General features: G+C 72.4%; 20 protein-coding genes and 2 pseudogenes. 7 read left to right on the top strand and 15 right to left on the bottom strand.

What is annotated here, in order from left to right:
- The first annotated feature begins 250 nt into the window (after positions 1-250).
- Entirely contained in the window at positions 251-1,801 is a 1,551-nt protein-coding gene (locus KV381_RS29290; RefSeq protein WP_218786712.1) for a sugar transferase, read from the top strand.
- A 73-nt stretch (positions 1,802-1,874) separates the two neighbouring features.
- On the opposite strand, the gene KV381_RS29285 is transcribed toward KV381_RS29290, so the two are convergent.
- Complete coding sequence (locus KV381_RS29285) at positions 1,875-2,858, bottom strand: GDP-L-fucose synthase (protein ID WP_218786711.1); 984 nt, start codon at positions 2,856-2,858, stop codon at positions 1,875-1,877.
- 114 nt (positions 2,859-2,972) lie between these two features.
- Here KV381_RS29285 and gmd point away from each other — a divergent pair, with 114 nt between their 5' ends.
- From gmd to KV381_RS29265, 4 genes are all read left to right on the top strand, one after another.
- Positions 2,973-3,986: a GDP-mannose 4,6-dehydratase gene (gene gmd / locus KV381_RS29280; RefSeq protein WP_030079824.1), complete on the top strand. Its 1,014-nt coding sequence runs from the start codon at positions 2,973-2,975 to the stop codon at positions 3,984-3,986.
- A 393-nt stretch (positions 3,987-4,379) separates the two neighbouring features.
- Positions 4,380-6,638: a LamG domain-containing protein gene (locus tag KV381_RS29275; protein WP_218786710.1), complete on the top strand. Its 2,259-nt coding sequence runs from the start codon at positions 4,380-4,382 to the stop codon at positions 6,636-6,638.
- Positions 6,639-6,641: 3 nt separating this feature from the next.
- A complete protein-coding gene (locus KV381_RS29270) occupies positions 6,642-7,373 on the top strand; it encodes a hypothetical protein (RefSeq protein ID WP_218786709.1) in 732 nt (243 codons plus the stop codon).
- On the top strand, positions 7,370-8,209 hold the full coding sequence (locus KV381_RS29265) for a glycosyltransferase family 2 protein (protein WP_030079829.1): 840 nt from the start codon (positions 7,370-7,372) through the stop codon (positions 8,207-8,209). The genes KV381_RS29270 and KV381_RS29265 overlap by 4 nt, the downstream gene beginning before the upstream one ends.
- A gap of 12 nt (positions 8,210-8,221) precedes the next feature.
- On the opposite strand, the gene KV381_RS29260 is transcribed toward KV381_RS29265, so the two are convergent.
- The gene (locus KV381_RS29260) at positions 8,222-9,385 is read right to left on the bottom strand and encodes a glycosyltransferase (protein ID WP_098027201.1); all 1,164 of its coding nucleotides are present in this window, start codon (positions 9,383-9,385) and stop codon (positions 8,222-8,224) included.
- Between the two features lie 108 nt (positions 9,386-9,493).
- Here KV381_RS29260 and KV381_RS29255 point away from each other — a divergent pair, with 108 nt between their 5' ends.
- Entirely contained in the window at positions 9,494-11,026 is a 1,533-nt protein-coding gene (locus KV381_RS29255) for a hypothetical protein (RefSeq protein ID WP_218786708.1), read from the top strand.
- 17 nt (positions 11,027-11,043) lie between these two features.
- Here KV381_RS29255 and KV381_RS36715 read toward each other — a convergent pair whose 3' ends face one another.
- From KV381_RS36715 to KV381_RS29235, 4 genes are all read right to left on the bottom strand, one after another.
- Entirely contained in the window at positions 11,044-11,997 is a 954-nt protein-coding gene (locus KV381_RS36715; RefSeq protein WP_256995171.1) for a hypothetical protein, read from the bottom strand.
- Positions 11,998-12,083: 86 nt separating this feature from the next.
- Entirely contained in the window at positions 12,084-13,334 is a 1,251-nt protein-coding gene (locus tag KV381_RS29245) for a hypothetical protein (RefSeq protein WP_218786707.1), read from the bottom strand.
- Positions 13,331-15,025 carry a lipopolysaccharide biosynthesis protein gene (locus KV381_RS29240; protein WP_218786706.1) on the bottom strand — a complete coding sequence of 565 codons (1,695 nt, stop codon included), beginning with the start codon at positions 15,023-15,025 and terminating at the stop codon, positions 13,331-13,333. Before KV381_RS29240 ends, KV381_RS29245 begins: the two co-directional genes overlap by 4 nt.
- Positions 15,022-16,284 carry a glycosyltransferase gene (locus KV381_RS29235; RefSeq protein ID WP_030079841.1) on the bottom strand — a complete coding sequence of 421 codons (1,263 nt, stop codon included), beginning with the start codon at positions 16,282-16,284 and terminating at the stop codon, positions 15,022-15,024. The genes KV381_RS29240 and KV381_RS29235 overlap by 4 nt, the downstream gene beginning before the upstream one ends.
- Positions 16,285-16,435: 151 nt before the next feature.
- On the opposite strand from KV381_RS29235, the gene KV381_RS29230 reads away from it, so the two are divergent.
- Positions 16,436-16,885, top strand: a complete 450-nt coding sequence (locus KV381_RS29230; protein WP_218786705.1) for an adenylyltransferase/cytidyltransferase family protein — start codon at positions 16,436-16,438, stop codon at positions 16,883-16,885.
- On the opposite strand, the gene KV381_RS29225 is transcribed toward KV381_RS29230, so the two are convergent.
- The 9 genes and pseudogenes from KV381_RS29225 to KV381_RS37135 all read right to left on the bottom strand — a co-directional run.
- Positions 16,854-17,597 carry a CDP-alcohol phosphatidyltransferase family protein gene (locus KV381_RS29225; protein ID WP_218786704.1) on the bottom strand — a complete coding sequence of 248 codons (744 nt, stop codon included), beginning with the start codon at positions 17,595-17,597 and terminating at the stop codon, positions 16,854-16,856. The genes KV381_RS29230 and KV381_RS29225 overlap by 32 nt on opposite strands.
- A 90-nt stretch (positions 17,598-17,687) precedes the next feature.
- Positions 17,688-18,041, bottom strand: a complete 354-nt coding sequence (mnhG, locus tag KV381_RS29220; protein WP_030079846.1) for a monovalent cation/H(+) antiporter subunit G — start codon at positions 18,039-18,041, stop codon at positions 17,688-17,690.
- Positions 18,038-18,361 (bottom strand): monovalent cation/H+ antiporter complex subunit F, encoded by a 324-nt coding sequence (locus KV381_RS29215; RefSeq protein ID WP_030079847.1) that lies wholly within the window; start codon positions 18,359-18,361, stop codon positions 18,038-18,040. The genes mnhG and KV381_RS29215 overlap by 4 nt, the downstream gene beginning before the upstream one ends.
- The gene (locus KV381_RS29210; protein WP_030631653.1) at positions 18,358-18,987 is read right to left on the bottom strand and encodes a Na+/H+ antiporter subunit E; all 630 of its coding nucleotides are present in this window, start codon (positions 18,985-18,987) and stop codon (positions 18,358-18,360) included. The genes KV381_RS29215 and KV381_RS29210 overlap by 4 nt, the downstream gene beginning before the upstream one ends.
- On the bottom strand, positions 18,984-20,636 hold the full coding sequence (locus KV381_RS29205; protein WP_030079849.1) for a Na+/H+ antiporter subunit D: 1,653 nt from the start codon (positions 20,634-20,636) through the stop codon (positions 18,984-18,986). The genes KV381_RS29210 and KV381_RS29205 overlap by 4 nt, the downstream gene beginning before the upstream one ends.
- Positions 20,633-21,250, bottom strand: a complete 618-nt coding sequence (locus KV381_RS29200) for a Na(+)/H(+) antiporter subunit C (RefSeq protein WP_218786703.1) — start codon at positions 21,248-21,250, stop codon at positions 20,633-20,635. The genes KV381_RS29205 and KV381_RS29200 overlap by 4 nt, the downstream gene beginning before the upstream one ends.
- Complete coding sequence (locus KV381_RS29195) at positions 21,247-24,150, bottom strand: Na+/H+ antiporter subunit A (RefSeq protein WP_218786702.1); 2,904 nt, start codon at positions 24,148-24,150, stop codon at positions 21,247-21,249. The genes KV381_RS29200 and KV381_RS29195 overlap by 4 nt, the downstream gene beginning before the upstream one ends.
- 140 nt (positions 24,151-24,290) lie before the next feature.
- Positions 24,291-24,584 (bottom strand): annotated as a pseudogene (locus KV381_RS36965) ((4Fe-4S)-binding protein); the annotation flags it as partial.
- 180 nt (positions 24,585-24,764) lie between these two features.
- Positions 24,765-24,845: pseudogene (locus KV381_RS37135) on the bottom strand ((4Fe-4S)-binding protein); the annotation flags it as partial.
- Between the last annotated feature and the right edge of the window lie 67 nt (positions 24,846-24,912).

Genomic DNA, 24,912 nt, shown 5'->3' with positions numbered 1-24,912 from the left:
ACCGCCCACGACCGCCTGCCGGCACAAGCGCTTACTCGTCTGTCGCACCCTCAACATCCGTACGCACAAGGCGACATCGGATGGTTCCGGCCGATCGGAGGTGTCTGGACCGAGCCGTCTGAACTTCACGAGAACTCCAGCGAAATGGCACGTGTGTGGATATCGTGCACCGAGCGAGGGCGCATCCGTCAGTCCATGGGATCGACGGATGCGTCCCGTTTGTGGGGGTGCGACTGTGACTGGGGGGTTCATGGGGCATGTCGAAATACCGGAAACCGACCTATCCGGACCGGTGGGGCTCCGGGGCGCGCCGCGTCCCCGCACCGCCGCCTCCCGGAATCGCACGGCGGCCCTGGAGCAGCTGTGGAGGGCCCCGACGGCACAGCGCGACCCGGCCCGCCCGGCACCGGCCCGGCGGCGGAGGGCGCCCGGTCCGGCCCTCGCCGCACTGACCGACCTGCTGGGTCTGGCCGGTCCGGCCTGGCTGCTGCTGCGCGCGGGCGACCAGCCCCGCCCGGTGGCGGCCGCCGCGGTGGCGGGGCTGATGTGGGCCGGGCTGCGCGGCGCCCGGGGTCGGTACGCGGACCCGCCGGGGACCGAGCCGGGCGGCGCGGTCGGCGCGGTCGGGGACTGGCTCGTGCTCATCGGTCTGCTGGCCGTGCTGCACACGGCGGCGGGCAGCCCGGTGGACCCGGCCACGGCCGTGGTGGCCGTGGCGCCCGGGCTGCTCGTCGCCACCGCGGTGGCGGGGCTGCGCCGGTGGCCGCTCTCCGGACGCCGGGACCACCGGGTCCGCAGGGTGCTGCTGGTCGGCGACGCGGCGGGCGTGGACCGGGCGGCCGAGCTGCTCAACTCCCGTACGGATCACGACTTCTCACTGGTCGCCGTGGTTCCGGTGGGGGCCGCACGGCTGGAGCTGGACGGGGTGCAGATGCCGGGGCGTCTCGCCTCCTGCCCGGCCGACGACGATGTGAGCACGGTGCTCGGCGGGGTCTACGCCCATGCGGCGGACCTGGTGCTGGTGGCTCCCGGGCCCCAGCTGACCGGTGACCGGCTGCGGCGGCTCGGCTGGGGGCTGCACGACGGGGGCGTCGCCCTGTCCGTGCTCTCGGAGCTGTCCGGGGTGGCCGCCGAGCGGGTGCGCCCGGTCACGGCGGCCGGGCTCACCCTGCTGCACATCGCGCCGCCGTTGCGGGGCGGCCCGCAGGCGGTGTTCAAGAACGTGCTGGACCGTACGGGCGCCCTGTTCGGACTGCTGGCCCTGGCACCGCTGTTATTGGCGGTGGCGCTGAGCGTCCGCCTCTCCTCGCGGGGGCCGGTCTTCCACCGGCAGGTCCGGCAGGGGCAGCACAACCGGCCGTTCACCATGTGGAAGTTCCGCACGATGGTGGCGGACGCGGAGGAGCTCAAGGCACAGCTCGCCGCGGCCAACGAGGTCGACGGGCCGCTGTTCAAGATGCGCGGCGATCCCCGGGTGACCCCGGTCGGGCGGCTGCTGCGGCGTACCTCGATCGATGAACTTCCGCAGCTGTTCAATGTGTTGCTGGGCCATATGTCGCTGGTCGGTCCGCGGCCGCCGCTGCCGGAGGAGGCCTCGCGCTACGACGAGCGGGAGCATCGCCGGCTCGCGGTGAAGCCGGGGCTCACGGGCCTGTGGCAGGTGAGCGGCCGCTCCGACCTGAGCTGGCAGGAGACCGTCTCGCTGGACCTCTGGTACGTCGACAACTGGTCGGTCGCCGCCGACCTGGGACTCCTCGCCCGCACCGTGCGCGCCGTCACCGACGGCCGCGGGGCGTACTGAGGGCGGGGCGGGCGTGCGGATGCGAGGAGCGGCGCCGGTGTGCCGCCGTGAGACCTCTCACGGCGGCGAACCATCACTGTCCGGACGGGAGTTGGCCCAGCCACCAGGCGTAGGTGCGGGCGATGCCGTCACGCAGCGGGATCTGCGGCTTGAAGCCGAGGGAGGACAGGCGGGTCACGTCGAGCAGCTTGCGGGGCGTCCCGTCGGGCTTCGACGTGTCCCATCCGATACGCCCCTGGTAGCCCGTCACATCCCGTACGGTCTCGGCGAGTTCGCGGATGGTCAAGTCCTCGCCGCAGCCGATGTTGACGGGCTCGTCACCGTCGTAGGCCTCCAACAGGCGTACGCACGCGGCGGCGAGGTCGTCGACATGCAGGAACTCGCGGCGCGGGGAGCCGGATCCCCACAGGGTCACCTCGGGAGCCCCGTCGCGCCGCGCCTCGTGGAAGCGGCGGATCAGCGCGGGCAGGACGTGCGAGGTCTCCAGGTCGAAGTTGTCGCCGGGCCCGTAGAGATTGGTGGGCATGGCGCTGATGTAGGAGGCGCCGTACTGCCGCCGGTAGGACCGGGTCTGGACGATTCCGGCGATCTTGGCGAGGGCGTACGCCTCGTTGGTGGGCTCCAACTCGCCGGTGAGCAGGGCGTCCTCGCGGATCGGCTGGGGTGCGAGCCGGGGGTAGATGCACGACGAGCCGAGGAAGAGCAGCCGCTCGGTCCCGGCCGCGTGCGCGCCGGCGATCACGCTGAGCTGGATGCGCAGGTTGTCCTCCAGGAACTGCACCGGATACGTGCTGTTGGCCATGATCCCTCCGACCTTGGCGGCGGCCAGCACCACGACGTCCGGGCGGACCTCCTTCAGATATGTCTCGGTCCGCGCGGCGTCGCGCAGATCGAGCAGGTCGCGGCCGCGGGTGAGCACCTCGTGGCCGTCGTCGGCGAGGCGGCGGGCCACCGCCGAGCCGACCAGGCCGCGGTGTCCCGCGACGAATATGCGGGAGCCGGGCCGCAGTAGGGAACGGGTGGATTCCTGGGGCGGGAAGGGGAGTTCGGTCGTCATGGCTCGGATTGTGCCAGCAGAAAAGGACTGCGGTGACTCTTTGCCGCAGAACGCTCCAATTCCGATATGTCGGTGAACATCGCCGTCGAGGCGATCAGCAGAGAAGGGGGAATCGTGGCGAAGACCGCGCTCATCACCGGAGTGACCGGCCAGGACGGTTCGTATCTGGCCGAGCTGTTGCTCGACAAGGGGTACACGGTGCACGGGCTCATACGGCGTTCGTCGAGCTTCAACACCGAGCGGATCGACCACATCTACCAGGGCCCCGAGGAGCCGGAGCGCTCCTTCGTCCTGCATCACGCGGACCTCTCCGACGGTGTCGCGCTGGTGAACCTGTTGCGCGACATCCAGCCCGACGAGGTCTACAACCTGGGCGCGCAGTCGCATGTGCGGGTGTCCTTCGACGCCCCGCTGTACACCGGTGACGTCACGGGGCTCGGCACCATCCGGCTCCTGGAGGCGGTCCGGGCCAGCGGTATCCGGACCCGGATCTACCAGGCCTCGTCCTCCGAGATGTTCGGCGCCAGCCCGCCCCCGCAGAACGAGAAGACCCCGTTCCACCCGCGCAGCCCGTACAGCGTGGCGAAGCTCTACTCCTACTGGGCCACGGTCAACTACCGCGAGGCGTACGGCATGTACGCGGTGAACGGGATCCTCTTCAACCATGAGTCGCCGCGCCGGGGCGAGACCTTCGTGACCCGGAAGATCACCCGGGGCGTCGCCCGGATCAAGGCGGGACTCCAGGACCGGCTGCATCTGGGCAACCTGGACGCGGTCCGGGACTGGGGGTACGCCCCGGAGTACGTGGACGCCATGTGGCGGATGCTCCAGTGCGACACCCCCGACGACTATGTGGTCGCCACCGGCGAGGGGGTCAAGGTCAGCCAGTTCCTGGAGTACGCCTTCGAGCACGCGGGCCTGGACTGGCGCGAGCATGTGCGCTACGACCCGAAGTACGAACGCCCCAGCGAGGTCGACGCGTTGATCGGCGACGCCTCGAAGGCCGAGGAGCTGCTGGGCTGGAAGCCCGAGGTGAAGTCGCGGGAGCTGGCCCGCATCATGGTCGACGCCGACATCCGCCAGCTGGACGACCAGCTGACCGGGGCCGCCGTCCGGGTGGACCGATGACGGGGCGGGACCGCCGTCCGGGTGGGCCGGTGCGCGGGCGGCGCCTCGACGTGCGCCGCTCCCCCGGCGGCCGGCCCGGTCCGCTCCACCGCCGGTCCGCCGTTCCCTTACCGGACCGACCGACCGTGTGACCGCCGAGGCCCGGACCGGGCCGGCGGCCACCCATGACCCCCGGCCGGCGCTCGCCGCGCCCGTGACCGGGACGATCGCCGGCGCCACCGCCGATCTCCACCGACCGCTCGGTGGAGCTCAACGCGCCGGCCATGGGCGGGGCCCCGGCCCCGCCTCCCCACTCGCCCGGTCCGCGGCGGAACGCACCGTCCCCGCCGCCGGTCGGGCGAGGCAGGATCCGCGGCCTCTCGGCCGCAGCTCGAATCTCACCTTCGGAGCTGAATGATGAACGGAAGTACGGGGCGCAGAGGCGGAGGACGCGGCCGTGTGCGGGCCGTGTCCGCCGCTCTCGGCCTGCTGGCCGGAGCCCTGACCGCGACCACGGTCGGGGCCTCCGGGGCGGCGGCGCTGACACCACCGGTCGCCATCACCGCGGACGACCTCTCCACCTGGCAGACCAACGGCATCGTCTGGTCGATGGCCGCCGGCGACGGCGTCGTCTACGCGGGCGGCACCTTCTCCACCCTGCGGCCCCCCACCGCGGCCCCCGGCACGAGCGAACAGCCCGCGGTGAACTTCGCCGCGTTCGACGCGGCGACCGGGGCGCCCACCGACTGCTCGCTGTCCTTCACCATCTCCTCGGGGACCGCGACCGTACGGGCCCTCGCCCTCTCCCCGGACGGCGAAACCCTGTACGCGGGCGGCCAGTTCGGCGCGGTCAACGGTGTCGGCGTGAGCAACATCGCGGCGATCGACACCGAGACCTGCACCGTCAGCAACTCCTTCAAGATCGGGGTCTCGGCGACCGTGCGGGGGCTCGCCGTCACCGACGACACGGTCTATCTGGCGGGCGACTTCACCACGGTCGGCGGGCAGACCAGGAGCCACTTCGCCGCCGTCACGACCGGAGCCTCACTGCTGCCCTTCACGGCCAACGCCGACGAGGTCGCACGGGCCGTCGAGGTGACTCCGGACGGGCAGAACGTGCTGCTCGGCGGGGACTTCTTCCGGATCAACGGCACGAACACCCACGCCCTGGCCGTCGTCGACGCCACCACCGGACAGCTCACCAAGTCCTACCCGGGGTTCATCCACAACAACTCCACGGTCCAGGACATCACCACGGACGGAGCCGGCTTCTACACGGGCAACGAGGGCACCGGCGGGGGTGTGTTCGACGGACGCATCGCGCTGAACCTCAGCGACTTCGAGCAGCGCTGGCGGGACACCTGCCTCGGCGCGACCCAGGCCGTGCTGGTGCACTCCGGGGTGCTGTACAGCGGCAGCCACGCCCACGACTGCGCCAGCATGGGCGCGTTCCCGGACCAGCCGCGCAAGCACCTGCTGGCCCAGTCGGTCGACGACCCGAAGCTGCTGCCGTGGTTCCCGGACACCAACGACGGGATCGGGGAGCCGGTCGGGCCGCGTGTGATGAGCCAGACGAGCAGCGGCGGGCGCCACTACCTGTGGGTGGGCGGCGAGTTCACCACCGTCAACACCAAGCCGCAGCAGGGGCTGTCCCGCTTCGCGGACGGCCCGGACACGGGCGCGCCCTGGGTGCCCAACGTCAGCCTCTCCACGCTGACCCCCGGGCAGATCGACGTGAACTGGCAGACCAGCTTCGACACCGACGACGGTGAGCTGACCTACCGGATCTACAAGGACGGCTCCGCCACCCCGATCCACACCACGACCGGCTACTCGGTCTTCTGGGACCGGCCGCAGCTCACCTGGACGGACACCGACGTCGCGCCGGGCGAGACCCACTCGTACCGGATCACGGCGAGCGACGGCACCAACACCAGCGCCAAGTCCCCGGCCCAGTCCGCGACCGTGGCGAGCGCGACGGAGGCGTACCCGGCGCGGGTCCGGTCCGACGGGGCGAGCCTCTACTGGCGCTGGGACGAGGGCATCTCCACCTTCGCGCACGACAGCAGCGGCAATCTGAACAACGGGTTCATGCGCAACGGCCCCGCCTACCGGCAGACCCCGGCGGCGGTCGCCGGGCCCTCGACGGCGATCGGGTTCAACGGCACCGACGAGTACGCGTACAGCAACCGGCTGCACACCCAGCCCGCCCGGTTCACCATCGAGACCTGGATCAGGACGACCACGACCCGGGGCGGTAAGATCGTCGGCTTCGGAAACAAGACCCAGCAGAACAGCACCCGTCACGACAAGCACCTCTACATGCGCAACGACGGGCGTCTCGTGTTCGGCGTCCAGAGCGGCGGGGCCCGCACCGTCGCCACCTCGGGGGCGTACAACGACGGCCAGTGGCACCACGTCGTCGCCACCCAGGGTCCGCTGGGTCAGGGCATGTCCCTGTACGTCGACGGACAACTGCGCGCGTCGAACATCCTGGTCTCCGGCAACGACAACCAGCCGGGCTACTGGCGGGTCGGCGGGGACAATCTGTCCGGCTGGCCGAACCGTCCCACCAGCAACTTCTTCGCCGGGCAGATCGACGAGACCGCCATCTACCCGACCGCGCTGAGCGCTTCCCAGATCAGCGCGCACTACGCCCTCAGGAACGGCTGAGAGATGAGAAACCCGTTCCTGGCCTGCGCCGCCGTCGTCCTGACGGCGGCGGCGCTGGCCGCCTGCGGCTCGTCCGCGGACGGGAACGACCCGGAGGCCGCGGGCGCCCGGCGCCCCGCGGCCCCCGGGCCCGCCGTCCCCGGCCCGTCCGCCACCACGGCCACCGAGCCCACCGCACCGCCCACCGAGGAGCCGGCGGCATCGGGGTCCTCCGCCCCGGCCGCCACGGCCGAGGGCCCGAAGACGCCCGTCGACGAGATCACCCCCGCCACGGGGACGTTCACCAAGAAGCAGAAGGAGTATCTGAAGGACCGGGTGCCGAAGGGGATGGACCCGGCGGCCGTGCTCCAGACCGGCCAGGAGACCTGCGACAAGCTGCGCTACCTCGTCAAGGCCGACCGGGACACCGCGGTCGGCGCGATCGTGACGGGCGAGATCCCGGACGCGAAGGACGCGGTCGCCGGGCTCTGCACCCAGCACCAGGCCCTGGTCGACGAGGCGGCGTACGGCTACCCGGACGGCAAGCACTCCGGGAAGAAGCTCCGGCCGGGCGTGTACCGCTCCGCCTCCCCCACCACGGACTGCTCCTGGCAGATCGAAGGGGCGGGCGGCAAGGAGCTGGCCTCCGGCGCCTCCGACACCGGGAAGTCCCGGAAGATCACCATCCCCGATTCCGCCCGCACGTTCACGTCCACAGGCTGCTATGCCTGGCTGCCCGAAGGAGCCGCGGGATGACCGCAGGTACGCCGAAACTCCCGATAGCCGTGGCGATCCCCACGAAGAACGAGGGTCTGAACATCGCGGAGGCGGTGAAATCGGTGCTCGGCCACTTCGAGGCGGTCGTCGTGGTGGACTCCCACAGCACCGACGACACCGTGAAGATCGCCGAGGAGTGCGGGGCGGAGGTGGTCACGTACACCTGGGACGGCGGCCATCCGCGCAAGAAGCAGTGGTGCCTGGAGAACGTCCGCACGGACCTGGACTGGATTCTGCTGCTCGACGGCGACGAGCGGCTCAGCCCCGGGCTGCTGGCCGAGCTGCGGGAGGCCTTCCGTGATCCGGCGGCCCCGAAGCCGGCCGCGTACGACATTCCGCTCGGCTACTGGTTCTCGGGCAAGCGGCTGCGGCACGGATACACCATCCGCAAGCGGTCGTTGACCGACCGGACCCGCTGCCACTACCCGGAGGTCGGGGACCTGGACGCGCCGGGCATCGGGGAGGTGGAGGGCCACTACCAGCCGGTGGCGGCGAGCGTGGGCACGCTCACCCACCCCATCGAGCACCAGGACCTCGACCCGGTGACCGCCTGGTTCGAGCGGCACAACCGCTACTCGGACTGGGAGGCCTGGCTGGAGCAGCACCCCCAGGTGAAGGAGCAGGTGCGCCAGGTCAAGTCGCGCCAGGGGCAGTTGTTCCACAAGGCGCCGTTCAAGCCGGCGGTGTCCTTCGCCTACATGTATCTCTACAAGCGGGGGTTCCTGGACGGCCGGGCGGGCTTCGACTTCGCGCTGGCGATGAGCTTCTACCGCTGGCAGATCGCGCTCAAGTCCCGTGAGAAGCCGATACGTTGACGTGTACGCCCTTCACCCTCGCCTCCGGCGGACCACGTCCTCGTAGGTCCGCCGGAGGGTGGCGGTGACGGCCTCGATGGTGAACTGCTCGTTCACCAACTCCCAGGCGGCCTTGCCGGCCTGCTCGGCGGCCTCCGGCTCCAGCAGCTCCAGGATCGCGTCGGCGACCTTGCGGGCGTTGGCCGCGTCCTCGCCGACCCGGCTGTCGATGACCCGGCCGGAGCCCGCCCCCGCCACATCGGGGGCCTGCCCGCAGGTGCGGGTGATGACGACCGGGGTGCCGACCGACATCGCCTCCAGCACCGAGACCGGGAACGGCTCCTCGATCGCGGGCAGCACATACACATCGGCCTCGCGGTCGGCGGCCAGCACCTCGTCGTGCTCCAACGGGCCCACGTGGTCGAGGGATGCGGACACGCCGAGCTTCCGGGCGAGCGCCAGGGTGCCGGCCAGCGCACCGGTGTCGGGACCGGCCAGCACGAAGCGGGCGTCCGGGTGGCGGGCGAGGACGTGCGGCATCGCGGCGACGAAGTCCTCGGGCCGCTTGCGCTCCTGGATCCGGGCCAGATACAGCACGGTGGGCGGGCGGCCGGGCTCGCGGGCGGGCTTGCGCTCCTGCGGACGGACCCCGTTGACCAGCCGTACGGTGCGGGTGAGCGGGACGGGGGCGGCGACGGCGTTCACATCGAGCCGCTCCATCTCGGTCAGATGCAGGACGGCGTCCGCCTCGCGCAGCACCTTGCGGACCCCGAGGAGGTCGGTGAGCTGGGCGACCTTCTTCTCGGTGGGGTCGATCATGCCGTGGGTCTGCACGACCAGGGGCGTGCGGGTCGCGAGGGCGAGGAGCGCCGCGGGCAGGGTCACCAGGTCCCGCATCAGATGGACGTGGACGAGGTCGGCGCCGCGCATCATGCGGTGCGCCGTGCGCAGCAGCCCGGCGGAGGTGATGCCGCTGACCTCGAACATCGGGAGGAGGTGGCGTGCCTGGAAGAGGTGGACCGGAACTCCCTCGACCCGGCTGGGCAGTTCACCGCCGGGGAAGCCGTCGCCGAGGGCCATGACGCGTGCGTCGTCGCCGTTCGCCCGCTGGACCTTGGAGAGGTTGAACGCCACGCGCGTCGGACCGCCGAAGGCGTGATCCGGAGTGTGGAGCGTGACAACGTGCAGGATTTTCACCAGAGTTCCCCTCGACTATGGCCACGTCTTCACAGCGTAGCCATCGGCCCCCCTCAAGTGGGCTGATTCGTTAGAGTGTTCAGCGGTTCACTGATCCCGGGGGGGCGCATGACGTCGGTGCACACGTCGGCGCCGGGGCGGGCCGCTCCCACCGTCGTGGGCCCGCGGGGGCCCGGGGCTCCCGGTGGTCCCGCCGAGCGGCCGATCGCCTGGTCGATGCTGTCGCGGGCGCTGTCCGTACCGCTCATCCTCGGCCTGGTCTGCTTCCTGCCCGCGGTGATCGCCGCCCAGCCCGGCGACGGGGTCCGGGACACGGCGTACTGGCTCCAGCTGGTGCTGACCTGCTACGCGGGCGCCCGGCTCGCGACGATGATCCTCTCCACCCGGCGGCGGCTGCTCCAGGGCGTCTTCTGGATGTTCGTGTACATCGCGATGGGCGTGGCGCCGTTCGCCCAGGTGGTGATCGGTCAGACGCCCACGCCGATGGTGGGGCCGCGCCAGGACCTGGTCACGGCCATCGCGATGGTCCTGGTGGGGTGTGCCGCGTACGACCTGGGGGCGCTGCTGGCCTCACGGCGTCCGCTGCGCCGCCGGACCCCCTCCGCGCGCGGCCCGGGCGGCGGGCCCGCCGTCGTCCATCCGCTGCGGCTGCGGCTGCTGGTGCTGGTGGCGTTCACGGCGAGCGCGTTCTACGTGATGAAGCTGGGCGGGCCCGCGGTCTTCTTCGCCAGCAGACAGGAGATCAACGAGACCGTGGCCGCGAGCGGGGTGGTCACGGAGGGGTCCAATGTCGGCTCGGCGTTCCTCAAGGGCTTCGGGCAGGTCCCTGCTCTGCTGGCGCTGCTCTTCTACACCCGCCGTCTGGCCACCTCCTACCGGGCCCGCCGCAGACCGTCGACGGTGCTGGTGTGGGTGGCGCTGGCGGCGCTGAACCTGCTGGTGAACAACCCCATCTCCAACGCCCGTTACTGGTTCCTGACGGTGGTGGTGGCGTTCGTCTTCGCCGCGTTCCCGAGCAGTGCGGCGGTCTACCGGACGGTGCTGACGGCGGGCGTGGTGGGGGCGCTGGTGCTGTTCCCGTACGCGGACAGGTTCCGGTACGAGGAGGGGAGCCAGCGGTCCGTGCAGTCGACCTCGGTCTTCGATCCGCTGGTGACCAAGGACTACGACCAGATGGTGATGTTCGCCAACACCATCTCGTGGGTCGACACCCGGGGCCACACCTACGGCCGCCAACTTGCGGGCTCCGGGCTGTTCTTCGTGCCGCGCGCGGTGTGGAGCGGGAAGCCGGAGGACACCGGGGTCCGGGTCGGGCAGTGGATGGGGCTGCGGATGACCAACCTCTCGGCCCCGCTGTGGACGGAGTTCTGGGTCGATCTCGGCGCGTCCGGCATGATCGGCGGAATGGCGCTGATCGGCTACGCGTCGGCCCGCACCGACCGCCGCTACGCCTTGGCCGTGACCCGGGCGGGGCCGGGCCCCGGGAGCGTGCTGGCCATCGCCGCGCCGCTGATCGCCGGATACACCTTCATCCTGCTGCGCGGCCCGCTCCTCCAGGCGGCGGGGAAGCTGGCCATCGCCGCGCTGTGTCTGGCGGCGATCGCCACGTTCACGGAGCGGCGGGCAGGGCGTCGGCGCTGAGCGATCCGCGACGAGGGTCAGGCCTCGACGCGCACCCAGGTGTCGCCCGCCCGGATCCAGAGGAATCCGTCGCGGCCCTGGCCGCAGTGCATGACGACCCGCCCGGGCGTCCGGATCCGGCCCCTGTCGGTCACCGACCAGGTGTCGCCGTCGAGTTCGGCTCGGAGGAGTTCGGTGAACCGCTTGTTGTGGTCGCGGCGCGTGAAGACGGCCCGGTTGCCGCGGACCGCGAAGCCGTCCGGCCGCTGAACGGGGCTGCGGTAGCTGGTCACGGCACCGGTGGCGGGGGTGATCCGGGTCAGGAAGGTGCCGCCCCGGGAGCTGCCCGGGTACCAGACGAGCCAGGCCCGGTGGTCCTCGGTCGCGGCGGTGCACCCCTGCAGGGGGTGGTCGGGCAGCCGTCCGCCGGGTGACCAGATCGCCTCGCCCCGGGCGTTCCAGCCCGCGAGGCCCGCTCCCGACTCGGGGTGGCTGCCGTAGATGCCCTCGTCCCCGTAGGCGGTCCAGATGGATCCGTCGGCGTCGGTGACCAGGGCGGCGATGTCGTCGCCGAGGCAGAACTCGGCTTCGGGAGAGCCCGACGCGGAGTACACCACGGTGTTGGCCCGCCAGGACTCTCCGTTCTCGCCGCGTGACGTACGGCCGCTCACCAGCAGGAATCGGGAGTCCGGGAGCAGCGCCAGGTAGCTCGGGCTGATCCGGATGTCCGTCACCCGGGTGCGCTGCTCCTCATGGTCCGTGATCGTGACCAGCTCACCCGTGAACGGGGTGTCCGGCCGCCATCCGGGCCATCCTCGGGGGTACCGGCCCCGGCTCAGGTGCTTCAGGGAGACCAGCAGGACGGCGAGCTCACCGGCAGGGCCGACGGTCCACCAGAGGGCTCGTCGTCCCCGCACGGCGTCGGCGGCGGGAAGGCGCCACACCCGGTGCAGGGTGGGGCCGGGGCGGTCGGGCGTGGTGCGGAGAGTCATGGACGGTCGCCTCGGGGACTCCGAGGGCGCGGCCGCTCGAAGATCATGACTTTACCCGTCCCGGCCCGGAAGGCCCGGCCCCCGTTTCAGGCCCGTCCGCCGACCGCGTCCTCGGTGGCCGCCACGGCCCGGTCGGGCGCCACCGCGCGCCGGCGCAGCCGCGCCACTCTGATCCAGGTGGCGACCGCCTTGCAGAGCGAGCCCAGGAACAGCCCCCAGGCCGCGCCCGGGACGCCCCCGACGGCGTAACCGCCCGCGAGGAACGCCACGGCGGTGAGCGAGAAGACGATCTGGATGGCGAGCGTGGTGCGCGGGTCGAGCATGCGCAGGGCGAGCAGCCCGCAGGTGCCGACGGCCATCGCGGCGTACTGGCTGCCGGTCGCCGGGAGCAGTGCGGCGGCCACCGGCCAGGTGTCGCCGAGGAGTTGGCGGCCGGCGGCGTCGGGCAGCAGGGCCAGCACCGTGGCCCAGAGGGCGGCGGTCGCGGCGAGGACGGCGGCGAGGGCGGCGGTGGCCCGGACCCGGCGGCGCTCGTCGCCGATGCGGCCGAGCAGCGGCGGGCCGAAGGACGTGGCGGAGGTGTAGAGGACGTTGAGCGGGCCGAAGAGGGTGGTCGCGCCGCGCAGTGCGCCGACGAGGAGGGGGTTGCCGACCGCGCCGAGACCGAGGACGGAGAGCTGGCCGGTCGCGTTGCCCACGCCGAACTCGACGGTGAAGCGCTGCCCGAGGTGGCCGCGCCGCAGCATCGGGCGCAGCCGCAGCGGGGCTCCGGCGGTGGCGCGGTGCAGGAGGGCGGCGGAGAGCAGGAGTGCGGGCAGGGCGGACAGACCCCAGACGGCGATCAGTCGGGCCGGGGAGACTCCGTGGTCCTGCACGGAGAGCGCGCCGAGCACGCAGGCGAGCCGCAACAGGTCCGAGGCCAGGGCGAGATGGGGCTGCTGGAGGGTGGAGAAGGCGTAGCGTACGGCGTCCTGTCCCAGCACCACCGGGAGGACGAGGCCGAGCATCAGCAGGGCGCGGGCGGTGTCGCCGGGGACGAGGGCGCAGACGACGGCCAGGGGTGCGCCGAGCGCGGCGGTGGCGAGCACGGTGAAGGCGACGGCGGACCGGCAGGCGGACCGGGTCTCCTCCCCCGCGCCGCGCCGGAGCACCAGCGGCTGCCCGGTGTACGCGCCCGAGACGCCGAGGAGCACCGTGAAGACCAGGTAGACCGCGGAGAACCGGGCGAAGTCGGCGAGGGTGGAGAGCCGGGCGGCGGACACCAGCACCAGGATGTTGGTGAGCGCCGCCACGCCCTGGTCCGCGACCGAGCAGAGGACGGCGGTGCGGGCTCTCACCGGCGGGCGGCGGGCAGGTTGACGGAGCGCAGGCCGAGGGTCTCGGCGGGATCGCCGGTGAGCTCGGGTGCGTCCGCCCCGGCGGGCGGGGCGCCGCCGCCTCCGTCGCCGGTGGAGCGGCGGCGGGTGGCCCTGGCGCGGCGCTCGGCCCGGCGCAGGCGGCCCCGGGCCGGGTGGAGCAGGGCGCCGAGCACGGAACCGCCGGAGGCTCCGATGATCTCGCGGATGCGTTCCAGGTCGCTGCGGTGCACCTCGCGCGGGTCGCAGACGATCATGACGCCCTCGACCCGGTCGACCAGGGCGACCGCGTCCGCGTAGGACAGGACGGGCGGGGCCAGGACGATGACGACACCGCCGGGCCGGTCGGCCTCGGCGACGATGCGGCCGACGGACGGTGAGGTCAGGGCGCGCGGGACGTTGTCGGCGGTGGTGCCGGGGATCAGGGCGAAGGCTCCGGAGCCGGGGACGTCGACATTGGAGCGGCCGCCGGTGGGCCAGGTGCCGTCGCTCTCCTCGGCGGCCCACCGCGGCGGCCGCACCTCGTGGGCGGCGGAGCCGAGGTCGTCGGCGAGCGACGGGGTGCGCAGATCGGCCTCGACGAGCAGGACGTCCCGGCCCATCTCGGCGAACGCGGCGGCCAGGTTGGCGGCAGCGGCGGCGGCCGCCGCGTTGTCGCCGCGCGGGGAGGTGACCAGCAGACGGCGGCTCTCGGCGAAGGAGGGGTCGTAGGCGAGCCGGAAGGCGACGGCGCGGTACTCCTCGGCGAGCCGGGAGCCGCCGCGGCCGATGGCGAGCAGGCCGCCGGCGGTGGCGCGTTCCCGGGGCAGGGTGCCGAGCAGGGGTGCACCGAGCGAGTGGACGAGCTCGCGGGTGGAGCGTACGGCGGGGTCGAAGACGAGCCGCACCCAGGAGAGCAGCAGCCCGAGCGCGAGACCGACGACGCCGCCGAGGCCGAGGAGCAGGGGCAGTCCGGGGCCGGTGGGCGCGGTGGGGGCGACGGGCTTCTTGTTGAGGTAGCCGGGGGTGGTGTCCAGGGCCTTCAGCTCGGATATCTTCCGGCTCAGCTCGGAGATGGAGACGATGATGTTGGCGCGGGCGCTGGTGACGTCCTCGGCCGCCGCCGCACCGGCCTGTTCCTCCAGCAGGTCGCGCTTCTCCTCCAGCGGCTTCAGCTGGGCGCGGTAGCCGCCGGCCATGTTCTCGATGCTCTCCTCGGTGCGCGCCTTGCGGTGGGCCAGGTAGGCGCCTGCGAGGGCTTCGGCGCGGGCGCGGGACTGTTCGGGGGTGTCGCCGGTGTAGGAGAAGCGGAGGGTGAGGGTGTTGGGCGGGTTGGTGACCTGGAGTCCGGCGAGCAGCTTGCGGGCGGTGACGTCGTCGCCCGCCTTGAGGAGGGTTCCGGCGGCCAGGGTGCCCACGGTGTCGCTGACGGCGGTCTGGCGCTCGGAGCCGATGTTGATGCCCTTGTCGGCGGTGGCTCCGGCGGCGAAGGGGTCGGAGATCGCGGAGCGGACGAGGACCTCGCCGGTGGCGGTGTAGGTGTCCTCGCCGCCGAGCGCGAGATAGCCGCCGCCGAGCAGGCCGATGATGACGCCGGTGACCAGCAGGGAGCGGTAGCGCAGGAGTTGGCGGAACTGGTCGCGCAGGAGCGCCGGCTCGTCCTGGTCGTCCGGGGCGCGGTGCTGTGGCGTCATCGGCGGGAGCTCCCTCGTGCGTCCGGCAGGGCCTCGGCGAGCAGATCGTCGAAGCGGGCGAGGCCCGCCTCCCGGCTCAGATGGCGGGCGACGTAGCGCGGGCCCTCGGCCCCGAGGGCGTCGGCGGCGGCCGGGTCGGCGGCCAGCTTCCGGACCGCTTCGAGCAGGGCGGCCGGGTCCTCGGGGGCGACGAGGAGCCCGGCGCCCGAGCGGCGGACCTCGTCGGCGGTGCCGCCCTCGTCGGCGACGGAGGCGAGCACGGGGCGTCCGGAGGTGAAGTAGGAGGTGAGCTTGGAGGGGACGCTCATGTCGAGGACGGAGGCGCGCTGGGTGACCGCGAGGACGTCGGCGGCGGCGAGGACGTCGGTGAACTCCTCGGCCCGCGCGGGCTCCAGGAACTCCACGTTGGCGAGTCCCTCGGCGCGGGCGCGCAACGCGTCGCGCTGGTTTCCGTCGCCCATCAGGACAACGCGGAGGCCGGGGTCGAGGCGGGCGGTGTCCACCAGGACGTCCAGGCCCTGCTTGAGACCCATGTTGCCGGAGTGCAGGATCACCGGGACCCCGTCGGGCCAGCCGAGCCGGGCGCGGGTCGCGGCGCGGTCGGCGGTGGGGCCCTGCACATGGGTCCAGTTGGGGACGAGGCGGATGCGGCCGGGGTCGACGCCGAGGGCCCTGACGCCGGGGACGAAGCTCTCGTGGATGACGCCGACGAGGGCGGCCCCGCGCAGTGCGTACCGCTCGGCGGCCGCGGCGACGGCGGCGGCCCTGCCGCCGCCCCGGATGCCGCTCTGTGCGGCGGCGGCGCCCATCAGGTCCTGGACGACGGGAAGATGGGGGACGCGGTGGTGCCGGGCGAGCCGGGCTCCGATGACGCCGCCGGCGAGGCTGGGCATCTGGGAGATCACGGCGTCGGGCCGGCCGGGCGGCGGCGCGAACAGCCCGGTGGCGAGGACGCTCGCCTCGAACGCGGCTCGTTTCAGGGCTGTCTGACGGGGCGGCACATAGTGCCTGCGTCGGTGCACTCCGACGCCGCCGCGTATCTCCACCGTCCGCCAGACGCCTCGGTAGTTCTCGTCGAGCCGCCAGGACGGGTAGTGCGGCATACCGGTGAGCGCCCGTACCCGGGCGCCGGACGCGGCCCAGTGCTCCGCCAGTTGGGTGGCGTACGGACCGATGCCCGTGAGCTCCGGGGCGTAGTTGGTCGAAACCACCAGAAGCCGGCGGCCTCGCAGCGGACTGGGCCTTGATGTTTCGGACATCGGACGATCGCCTTCCCCCCACGACAACCGCTGTCCCCACCGGGGAACAGCCCCTGCCGAGCTTATCCGTTCACGGCTTGCACAAGTGTTCTTCACAGTAAGGTCGTTGGAACATCACCGGATCACGTTCACCGTGGGGGGAGAGATACGGATGGTGCAGCACAGGGTGGGTTACGCACCCGGGGTGTACGACCTGTTCCACGTCGGGCACCTCAACATCCTGCGGCACGCCCGCAGTCAGTGCGACTACCTGGTCGCGGGGGTCGTGTCGGACGAGATGGCGGCCCTCGCCAAGGGGCACACGCCGATGATCCCGCTCCGCGAACGACTGGAGATCGTCCGCAGTGTGCGGTTCGTGGACGCCGCGTTCGTGGAGACCGTGCCGGACAAGGTCGAGACCTGGCAGCAGGTCCGGTTCGACGTGATCTTCAAGGGCGACGACTGGCGGGGCACCGAGAAGGGCCAGAAGCTGGAGCGCGACTTCGCCGAAGTGGGCGTGGAGGTCGTCTACTTCCCGTACACCGTGCACACGTCCAGCACCCAGCTGCGCCGGGCGCTGGACGTGCTCGTCAGCCTGCCCGGAGCGCTTTCAGCTCCCTGAACCACTTGGTGAGGAAGGCCGCCAGGAACAGCGTGTGCACCACCGCGAGCGCGGCGTACCCGGCGCGGAAGGCTCCGGGTGCGCCGAGCAGCAGGAACACCAGGCAGAACACGCCGTAGTCGGCGGGGAGCAGGACCACGGCACGCACACGGGACACCGGCTGCGCGGGCGTCGCCGGTTCCGCCCAGGACGGGCCCCGGGCGCTCGCCGCCGCCTTGCCGAGCTGTTCGCGCAGCAGCCCCGCGCAGAAGGTCACTACGGCGGCCAGCTGAAAGCCCAGCGGCAGCAACAGCCAGGCATCCGACGGCAGTTCGCCGAAGCGGTAGAAGGAGATCAGGACGGCCGTGTGGACGAGCACCAGCTTCCCGCAGTCCACGACATGGTCCAGCCACTCCCCGTCCGGCCCGCCCCGCCCGGTGAGCCGGGCGAGCTGCCCGTCGGCGGAGTCGAAGGCGAAGCCGACCGCGAGCGCCGCGTAGACCAGCACGGCGAGCGTCCACGACGGCTCGACGAGCGCCACCGACGCCAGCGCGCCGTAGGTGAACAGTGCGCTGGTCAAGGTCACTTGATTGGGCGTCATCCCCGCCCGGTAGGCCCCGGCCGCCAGCACCCGCCCCGCGGGCCGGTTCACGTACCGCGAGTAGAGCGAGACGCCCTTGGCGCTCTTCTGTGCGCCGCGCAATTCGCGCAGCACGGTGCCCGTGCTTCCCACTACGCCCCCCAGCGTCCGGCAGTGCCCGCATCATGGCACGCGGGCCCGGAGCCGTGGGGTGTTTGGCCGCGACGGGCCGGGCGCAGGCGCCTACTTCCCGTCGGTGAGCTGTTCGTCGAGTTCGTCGAAGAGCAGCTCGCTGTGTTCGACCTGGCCGGTGCGGTACGCGGACCGGGCCACCAGGTGCGAGGCCACCGGGCTGCTGAGCATCTGGAAGAAGGCGATGAGAGCGAGGGTGGCGAGCTCCATGCCGCCGCGCAGCCGCAGTGCGACCCCGGCCAGCACCAGGATCATGCCGAGGGTCTGCGGCTTGGTCGCCGCGTGGCTGCGGGAGAGGACGTCGGGCAGCCGGAGCATGCCGATCACCCCGAGCAGACAGATCGCGGCGCCGATGAGGAGCAGGACGGCGCCGGCCGTGTCGACGATCTGGAGCCAGAGGTTCACCGCGGGCCGTCCTGGGTGTCGTCGGGGTACGTCCGGCCGGGCCTGTCGCGTACGGCGATGAAGCGGGCGATGCCCACCGAGCCGGTGAATCCGAGGAAGGCCAGCACCAGCATGATCGGGAAGTAGAACGGGTCGAGCGCGAACGCCGACTTGGCGGCGAGGCCGGCGATGATCAGGGCGGCGCAGACGTCCAGCGAGATCGCCCGGTCCAGCATGGAGGGGCCGCGCCAGATCCTGGCCAGCAGCAGCGCCCCGGCGACGAGGATCAGCACGACGGCGGTGATCAGCAGGATCCGGTCGACCTGTTCGGGTGCGGTCATGGTGCGGGCCTCCCGGCGGCGAGCTGGGGCGGTGGCGGGGGTTCGGCGACCCGGGCGATCTCGTCGCGGGTGCCGAAGGCCCGTACGGTCAGTTCCTCCAGCCGCCACACCTTGCGGCGGGCGGCTTCGAGCTCCTCGGGCCGGTCGGCGTCCAGGACGTGCAGGAAGACGGTGGCGGTGGCCCGGCGCACCTCGATGATGGAGCCGCCGGGGACGTTGGAGACGGCGACGGCGGTGGCGGCGAGCATCAGGTCGCTGCGGCAGCGCAGCGGGACGCCGATGACGGCGGCCCGGTGCGGCAGGCCGAAGAAGGTCTGCCGGGTGACCTTCACCCCCGAGGTGTACATGTCGTGGAAGAGATAACCCGCCAGACACACGATGCCCCAGGGGTGGAGCCGCAGTCCGAGATCGACCCTGGGCAACGGGAAGGCCAGGCACACGACGACCGAGACGACCAGGCCGGTCAGGACGTTGGCCCAGGTGAGGGTCGACCAGAGCAGGACCCAGATGACGGTGAGCCAGGCGATCAGCGGCAGGTCGATCACCCGTCGGCGGCGGGTGCCGAACTCGCAGCTCAGCGGCGGCAGATCGGCGTTGCTGAACGAGAAGCGCAGGATGCGTTTCACCGGCCCAGCACCTCCTGGATGTAGGGGGTCCGCTGGAGGAGTTCGGCGGCCGTGCGGTCGGTGTAGGCGGTGAGCGGATCGGCGAACACGGTGAAGGCGAGGCCGATCGCGATGGTCGCCGCGGTGGCCGCGACCATCGTGCGGGGCAGTCGGCTGGTGGTGATGACGGCCCGTCCGTGCAGGGTCGCGGCGACGGCCCGGCCGGCGGGCGGGGGCATGGCTCCGACGCCCTCGTCGCCGGTGCCGGGGATGTCGTCGGGGCCCGCGTCGGAGTCGTCGTCGCTGTCGTCGCCGGACTCCAGGACCGTGCCCGCGGCGGCCTGTCCGGGCGGGGCGGCCCGCCAGAAGGCGAGGTTCCAGACCTTGGCGACCACGTACAGCGTCAGCAGGCTGGTGGCGGCCGAGCCGGCCACCAGGAGCCAGGCCCAGCCGCCGCCGTCGGCGACGCCCGCGCGCATCAGCCCGAGCTTGCCGATGAAGCCGGACAGCGGCGGGATCCCGGCGAGGTTCATCGCCGGGACGAAGAACAGCAGGGCGAGCATGGGCGCCGCGCGGGCCATGCCGCCGAGCCGGGTCAGCTCCGTGGTGCCGCCCCGGCGTTCGATGAGCCCGGCGACGAGGAACAGCGTCGTCTGGACGGTGATGTGGTGGGCGACGTACACGATGGCCCCGCCGTACGCCTCGCGGGTGGCGAGGCCGATACCGAAGACCATGTAGCCGATGTGGCTGATCAGGGTGAAGGAGAGCAGCCGTTTGAGGTCGGTCTGGGCGACCGCGCCGAGGATGCCGATGACCATCGAGGCCAGGGCGATGGCCATCAGGAGGTCGCCGATGCGGTTGCCGGGGAAGAGCAGGGTCTCGGTGCGCAGCATGCAGTAGACGCCGACCTTGGTGAGCAGTCCGGCGAAGACTGCGGTCACCGGGGCCGGGGCGGTCGGGTAGGAGTCGGGGAGCCAGGCGGCGAGCGGGAAGACGGCGGCCTTGATCGCGAAGACGGTCAGCAGCATCGCCTGGATCAGGGTCTGTACGCCGACGGGGAGTTCGGTCAGCCGCACCGCGAGCTGGCCGAAGTTGGCGGTGCCGGTGGCCGCGTACGTCATGGCGATGGCGGTGAGGAAGAGCATCGAGGAGAACAGCGAGATGATCACGTACGTGGAGCCCGCCCGCATCCGGGGCCCGGTGCCGCCGAGGGTGAGCAGGACGAAGCTGGCGACCAGCATGATCTCGAAGCCGACGTAGAGGTTGACGAGGTCGCCCGCGAGGAAGGTGCAGGAGACCCCGGCGACGAGGATCAGATAGGCGGGGTGGAAGACGGCGAGCGGGGTCTCCTTGTCCCGGTCGGTCATGCCCTGGCCGAGGGAGTAGACGAGCACGCAGAGCGTGACGGCCGAGGAGACCGTGAGCATCAGCCCGGACAGCCGGTCGGCGACCAGGGTGATGCCGAGCGGCGGGGCGAAGTCGCCGAGGTGGACGGAGAGCGGGCCCTGCCGGTCGGCGGCGACCATGAGGGTCGCCGAGAGCGCGGTGACGGCGGTGAGCACGGCCACGCTGATGAAGCGCTGGAAGCGCCCCAGCCGGGTGCCGAAGGCCAGGCTCAGGCCGGTGGCGCACAGCGGCAGCAGCACCGGCAGCGGGACGAGCGCGTTCATCCTCGGGCTCCTCGGTCACGGGGGTAGCGGTCGTCCGCCTTGGCGTCGCCGTCGCGTGCGTAGTCCTCGGGGTCCGCGCCCAGCACGTCGTTCCACAGGTTGCCGGAGGCGTCGCGGCCGCGGGCCTGGCGGGCGCGGTCGGCGCGGAGCCGGTCGCGGAGCCGGCGGCGCTCCTCCCGGTAGCGTTCGCGCTCCTCGGCGGTGGGTTCGGCGCCCGACCGGAACTGCTCGCGCAACTGGGCCCGTTCGCCGAGGACTTCGGCGCGGAGCACGATGCGCCGGTCCTCCAGGTCGTCGTGGACCTCGTCGGTGCCGGTGATCTGGTGGCTGCGGTAGGCCATGGCCAGCAGGAACGCGGTGGTGGCCAGGGTGATGACGATGGCGGTCAGCGCGATGGCCTGCGGCAGCGGGTCGGTGACCCGGCTGAGCGAGACCCCGTACAGCAGCGGGGCGGCGCCGGCCCGGCCGGTGGAGGAGAGCACCAGCAGGTTGATGCCGTTGCTGAGGACGACGGCGCCGAGCAGGATGCGGGTCAGCGGGCGGGTGAGCATGAGGATGCCTCCGACCGTGCAGAGCACGACGGCGGTGGCGATGAGCGAGGCGCTGACGATCATCGCAGGGGCCCTCCCGCCTCGGGGCCGCCGTCGGGTGTGAGGACGCCCGCCGCCCGTTCGATCTGCCGGTCGACCTTGGCGCCGAGGGCCCGCACGATGTCCAGGACGACGCCGAGGACCAGCAGATAGACGCCGAAGTCGAAGAGGACCGAGGTGCTGAGGTGGTACTTGCCGAAGACCGGCAGGTGTCCGTAGTACGTGAACGCGTGCAGGACGGTGCCTTCCGCGAGTCCGATGAGGCCGACCCCGGTGGAGATGAAGAGGCCGAGGCCGGTGAAGAGTCCGGGCTGCAGGGGTGCCGCCTCGGCGAGTTCGAAGCGGCCGCCCGCCAGATAGCGGGTGATCAGGGCGACCCCGGCGACCAGTCCGGCGACGAAGCCGCCGCCGGGCAGTGATTCGGCGCAGAACAGCAGATAGACCGAGAGCACCAGGATCGGGTGGAACAGCAGCCGGGCCACCACTTCGAAGACGATCGAGCGGTGCTCGGGGGCGAGGGTGGCTCCGGCGGCCAGCCAGCTGCGTTCGGGGGCGGCTTCGTCGCCGAGCGGCAGCCGGGAGGAGTGGTGTGCCGAGAGGGACCAGGCGGTGCGGCCCCGCAGCTCCTCCTGGGCCATGGTGCCCTCGCTGCGGCGGTGCAGATAGATCAGGCTGGTGACGCCGACCGCGGCGGCGGCGAGCACCGCGGACTCCCCCATCGTGTCCCAGGCCCGCAGGTCGACGAGGATCGTCGCGACGACGTCCTTGTACCCGTGGTCGGCGACCTCCTGGACCATGGCGGCGCCGGCCGGCGGGGCGGTGCGCGCGGCGGCGGCGACCCACATCCCGACGCCGACGGTGGCGGCCGCCGCGAGGGCGACGGGCACGCGGGTGGCGCGCCGCCAGGTGCTCACGGTCTCCTGGAAGTGGACGGGCATCCGGCGCAGCACCAGCACGAACACGATCATCGCGACGGTCTCCACGCAGAACTGGGTGAGCGCCAGGTCGGGCGCTCCCTGGACGACGAAGAGGAGCGCGGTGCCGTATCCGGTCAGCCCGGCCAGGACGACGGCCTTCATGCGCCGGCGCACCGTCAGACAGAGCAGGGCGGCGGCGCAGGTCAGGGCGGCGACCGCGCCCTGGAGCGGGTTGTCCCAGACTCGGGGGCGTACGGCTCCGTCCCAGGGGGTGTCGACCAGCAGGACGGCGAGCTGGCCGCCGAGCATGACGAGCAGGGTGGTGGCCAGGTACACCGAGAGCGAGCCTCGCTGGATGAAGCCGGTGACCTGGAGGGCGAGACGTTCCTGCCCGAGCAGCAGATGGCCGAAGACGCTGTCGGCGGTGGGCCAGGCGATCCGCCGTGAGAGCCGGGTGACCCGGGCGCGCCCGAGGAAGAGCACGGCGCCCGCCGCCCAGGCGACGGCCGACAGGAGCAGCGCGAGGCCGAATCCGTGCCAGAGGGCGAGGTGGTACGGGTCCGGCTCGGCCGGGAACGTGTCGGCGTACGCGCCCAGCAGCCGGTCGGTCCAGCCGACGCCGGGCCCGAGGACCAGGCCGAGCGCGGCGAGCAGGGCGGGCGGGGCGAGGAAGGCCGGGCCGACGGAGTGGACGGGGGTGTCGGGGACGCCGCGCTTGCGGGCGAACGCGCCCCAGACGAACCGCAGGGTGTACGCGGTGGTCAGCGCGGAGCCCGCGACGACGACGCCCAGCGCCCACCGGTCGGCGGCCGATCCGTGCAGCAGCGCCTCGAACGCGGCCTCCTTCGCGGCGAAGCCGAGCAGCGGCGGCACGGCGGCCATGGAGGCGGCGGCGAGTACGGCGACCCCGGCGACGTACGGCAGCGAGCGGCCGACGCCGGAGAGCTTGCGCAGATCACGGGTGCCGGCGGCGTGGTCGACGATGCCGGTGACGAGGAACAGCGGGGCCTTGAAGAGGGCGTGTCCGAGGATCATCGCGACGGCGGCGAGCGCGGTGTTACGGTTGCCGGTCCCGGCGAGCAGGGTGAGGAAGCCGAGCTGGCTGACGGTCCCGTAGGCGAGGACGAGCTTGAGGTCGTTGAGGCGCAGCGCCCGCCAGCCGCCGAGCAGCATGGTCGCGCCGCCGAGGACGATGGCGACGGGCTTCCAGACGGGGACGTCGGCGAAGGCGGGGGCGAGCCGGGCGACCAGGTAGACCCCGGCCTTGACCATCGCGGCGGCGTGCAGATAGGCGCTGACGGGGGTCGGCGCGGCCATGGCGTTGGGCAGCCACATGGAGAACGGCCAGATCGCGGACTTCGACAGGGCCCCGCAGAGCACCAGGACGACGGCGATCGACACGGCGAGCGTCGTCTCGGGCGGATCGGCGAGGATCGCGGAGATCCGGTAGGTGCCCGCCGCCTGACCGAGGATCAGGAAGCCGACGAGCATGGCGAGGCCGCCGAAGGTGGTGACGACGAGGGCCTGGAGGGCGGAGCGGCGGCTGTGCCGGTGTTCGCTGCCGTGGCCGATCAGCAGATAGGAGAAGACCGTGGTCAGCTCCCAGAACACATAGAGCGTGATCAGGTCGTCGGCGAGGACGAGGGCGAGCATGGCGCCCGCGAAGGCGAGGAGGTTCCCGGCGAAGCGGCCCAGTTGCGGGGTGTCGTCGGTGAAGTAGGAGGCGCAGTAGAGCAGGACGAGCGCGCCGACCCCGGCGGCGAGCAGCACCATCAGCTCGGACAGCGCGTCCAGGCGGAGGTCGAGGGTGACGCCGTAGTCCGGGATCCACTCCCAGGTCCAGGTGTCCGCGCCGCCGGAGGCGGCGGTGTTCCAGCGGGTGAAGGCCCAGACGGTCGCGGCGGCCGGGGGCAGCGCGAGCACGACGAAGGCCCGTCGGCCGAGCCGGTGCACCAGCGGGCCCGCGCAGGCCGCCAGCGCGAAGTGGGCGACGATGAGCGCGATCACAGCGGGGTGTCCGGGTCGGGCGACGGGGCATCCGGAATAAAGGGCACTAAATACAGATATATCCCTCAGGCCGATTCACCCGACCGGCGCGCCGCGCACCCTTCGGCCGCTGTGTCCGGGGCCCGGCCGCGCGGACCGGCTCAGCCGTGTTCGGCGCAGTGGCCACTGTGGTCGCAGTACGGCGTGTTGCCGGTGGCGCCGCAGCCGCAGAGCATCACCCGGGTCTCGTGGCGGGGGCCGTACGGGGTGGCGACTTCGAGGTCGCCGCGCAGGTGGAGAACCCCGTCGGCGTGCAGCGACACATGGGTGGGGACGTCGGGGACCTCGTCGGGCATGCCGTCGGTGCGGTGGTACTGGAGGGCGCCGCTCGGGCAGCGGTGGACGACGTCGGCGACCTCGTCGGCGGGGGCGTTGCCCGGCTGGACCCAGGGCCTGTCGTCAAACTGCCGTCGTCGCCCGAAGGGCGGCCGGGCGGCGCATGGTGCGTGCGATCGCAAGGCGCCGGAATGGTCTCGTAGCGGAGCTACTAGGGCATTTCGGCAACGCAGCGAGCGTGCGTGCCATGCGCCGCCCGGCAGACGGCAGTTTGACGACAGGCCCTGGGGGCGGCGGCCGACGTCGAAGACGGTGGGGAGCCCGCGCACGCACTCGGCGGCGTGCAGGCAGCGGTGCGGGTCGAAGCCGACGACGATGCCCTCGCCGTCGTAGGACTTGGCGGCGGGGCGCGGGGGCGGCTGGCTGGGCACCGCTGAATCTCCTGGG

This window comes from Streptomyces sp. WY228 (genome assembly GCF_019287315.1).
In the GTDB taxonomy this organism is placed as follows: domain Bacteria; phylum Actinomycetota; class Actinomycetes; order Streptomycetales; family Streptomycetaceae; genus Streptomyces; species Streptomyces caviscabies.
Note: the sequence above shows the minus strand (reverse complement) of the source record. Positions and strands in the feature narration are given on the sequence as shown.

Coding starts and splice junctions, on each gene's coding strand:
- KV381_RS29290 (WP_218786712.1), top strand. CDS start 251: ATGGGGCATGTCGAAATACCGGAAACCGACCTATCCGGACCGGTGGGG.
- KV381_RS29285 (WP_218786711.1), bottom strand. CDS start 2,858: ATGACGACCGAACTCCCCTTCCCGCCCCAGGAATCCACCCGTTCCCTA.
- KV381_RS29275 (WP_218786710.1), top strand. CDS start 4,380: ATGATGAACGGAAGTACGGGGCGCAGAGGCGGAGGACGCGGCCGTGTG.
- KV381_RS29270 (WP_218786709.1), top strand. CDS start 6,642: ATGAGAAACCCGTTCCTGGCCTGCGCCGCCGTCGTCCTGACGGCGGCG.
- KV381_RS29265 (WP_030079829.1), top strand. CDS start 7,370: ATGACCGCAGGTACGCCGAAACTCCCGATAGCCGTGGCGATCCCCACG.
- KV381_RS29255 (WP_218786708.1), top strand. CDS start 9,494: ATGACGTCGGTGCACACGTCGGCGCCGGGGCGGGCCGCTCCCACCGTC.
- KV381_RS36715 (WP_256995171.1), bottom strand. CDS start 11,997: ATGACTCTCCGCACCACGCCCGACCGCCCCGGCCCCACCCTGCACCGG.
- KV381_RS29240 (WP_218786706.1), bottom strand. CDS start 15,025: ATGACGCCACAGCACCGCGCCCCGGACGACCAGGACGAGCCGGCGCTC.
- KV381_RS29235 (WP_030079841.1), bottom strand. CDS start 16,284: ATGTCCGAAACATCAAGGCCCAGTCCGCTGCGAGGCCGCCGGCTTCTG.
- KV381_RS29230 (WP_218786705.1), top strand. CDS start 16,436: ATGGTGCAGCACAGGGTGGGTTACGCACCCGGGGTGTACGACCTGTTC.
- KV381_RS29215 (WP_030079847.1), bottom strand. CDS start 18,361: ATGACCGCACCCGAACAGGTCGACCGGATCCTGCTGATCACCGCCGTC.
- KV381_RS29205 (WP_030079849.1), bottom strand. CDS start 20,636: ATGAACGCGCTCGTCCCGCTGCCGGTGCTGCTGCCGCTGTGCGCCACC.
- KV381_RS29200 (WP_218786703.1), bottom strand. CDS start 21,250: ATGATCGTCAGCGCCTCGCTCATCGCCACCGCCGTCGTGCTCTGCACG.